The organism is Nonomuraea indica, from assembly GCF_002850745.1.
GTDB classification, from domain to species: domain Bacteria; phylum Actinomycetota; class Actinomycetes; order Streptosporangiales; family Streptosporangiaceae; genus Nonomuraea; species Nonomuraea indica.
In genome coordinates, this window is the sequence record NZ_PJOK01000102.1 from 1 (window position 1) to 2144 (window position 2144).

Below are 2144 nucleotides of genomic sequence, written 5' to 3' on the forward strand. Positions count from 1 at the left end.
GCCGCCGGTCACCTTCGCGGCCAGCACCCGATCGACCTGCTCCGCACTCAACCCGGCGACCACCCCGTCATCCACCACACCGGCCGCGTGCACCACCACCGACAGATCCGGCAACGACTCCACCAAAGCCGCCATCGCCGAACGATCCGTCACATCACCCGCCACCACCCGCACACCCGGCAAACCCTCCAAAGACACACCACCACGCCGACCGACCAGCACCACCTCCCGCACCCCGTGCACCGACACCAGATGACGCGCCACCAACCGGCCCAACGTCCCGGTCCCGCCCGTGACCAGCACCGTCCCGCCGGGGGCCGTCCAGGGCGCGGGCGTGGCGGAGTACTCGGCCAGGCGGGGCACGTGCAGCTCACCGCCGCGGATCGCGATCTGTGGCTCTCCGGTGGCGAGCGCGGCGGGGATCAGGACGCGGCCCGCACCGTCCCCGTCGAGGTCCACCAGCGTGAACCGGTCCGGGTGCTCGGTCTGGGCCGAGCGCACCAGCCCCCAGACCGCCGTGCCGGCCGGATCGCCGACCTCCCCGCCGACGGCCATCGCCCCCTGCGTGACGACCACGAGCCGGGAGCCGTCGGCGGCCAGACAGTCCTGGACGAGGCCCAGCACCCGGTGCACGGCGCCGACGGGGTCCTCTCCAGCGCAGGAGGTCACGACGACGTCGGGCGCGTCGGCGGCCATGGCGTCCTGGACGAGGTAGGGCTCCCGGCCGTCCGGCAGCGTCCACCGGGCGGGCGGGGGAGCGGGCGTCTCAGCGGGCGTCTCAGCGGGCATCCCAGCGGGTGTCCCAGCGGGCGTCCCAGCGGGCATCCCAGCGGGTGTCCCGATGGGCTGCCACTCGACCCGGTACAGGGCGCCCGCGTTCCGGCGTCCCTGCGACAGCGTGTCCGCGGTCACCTGCCGCAGGGTGAGTGCCGCACCCGACACGACGGGGACGCCGGAGCCGTCGGCGACGTCGATGACCAGGGTGTCGGGGCCGGTGCGCCGCAGGCGCGCGCGCAGGGTCGCCGCGCCGGTGGCACGGGGAGAGACGTCGGCCCACGAGAACGGCAGCAGCACCCGACCGTCGGGCAGGTCGCCGGCGGCCAGGGCGTGCAGGACCGCGTCGAGGAGCGCCGGGTGGAGCGTGTACGCCTGCGTGTCCAGGTCCGCCGCGACCTCGGCGTACACCTCCTCGCCGGCCCGCCACATCGCGCGCAGGCCCTGGAAGGCGGGCCCGTAGGGGTAGCCGCGCCCGGCCATCAGCTCGTAGTGCCCGCCGAGTTCGACCGGTTCGGCGCCGGGTGGTGGCCAGGCGGTCAGGTCGGCGGCCGGATCGGCGGTCAGGTCCGGCTCCGGCCGCGTGCCCGCGAAGCCGCCCGCGTGCCGCACCCAGCCGTCGTCCGCGTCGCCGGGCTCCTCCGGGCGTGAGTGGATCGCGAGGGCGCGCCGCCCCGACTCGTCGGCCGGGCCGACCTCCACCTGGATCTGTACGGTCCCCCGTTCCGGCAGCACCAGCGGCGCCTGCAGGGTGAGCTCCTCGACGCGGTCGCAGCCCGCGCGGGCCGCCGCCTGCAGCGCCAGCTCCAGGAACGCGGTACCGGGCAGCAGCACGGAACCGAGCACCACGTGATCGGCCAGCCATGGCTGCGAGGCCAGGGAGAGCCGGCCGGTGAGCAGCAGGCCGCCGCCCTCGACCAGTTCCGCGGCCCCGCTGAGCAACGGGTGACCCGTCGGGGCCAGAGCGCCCGCGTCCACGCCGGAGGCAGGAGGCAGCCAGTAGCGCCGGCGCTGGAAGGGGTAGGCGGGCAGGTCGGCCAGTTTGGCGCGCGTGCCGGCGAACAGTCGTTCCCAGGACACCGCCATCCCGCGCGCGTGGGCCTCGCCCAGCGCGGCGAGGAGCGTGCGCGGCTCGTCGCGGCCCGCGCGGAGCAGCGGGATGACGCGGTGGTCGGGCGACATCGCACCGAGCACGCCGTCGGGCCCCACCTCCACGAGCACCGTGGCTCGCCGGGCGACCAGGTCGGCGAGCCCGTCGGCGTAGCGCACCGGCTCTCGTACCTGCCGCACCCAGTAACCCGCCGTGGCGATCTCCGGAGTCGGCTGCCCGGTCAACGTCGACACGACCGGGATGGACGGCGCATGGAACG

At 75.6% G+C, this 2144-nt stretch carries 1 protein-coding gene; it reads right to left on the minus strand.

The annotated features are described in order from the left end of the window. Positions 1-2118: polyketide synthase dehydratase domain-containing protein (locus CXR44_RS38650; RefSeq protein WP_144070257.1), on the minus strand; the 2118-nt coding region annotated here is incomplete at its 3' end. Between the last annotated feature and the right edge of the window lie 26 nt (positions 2119-2144).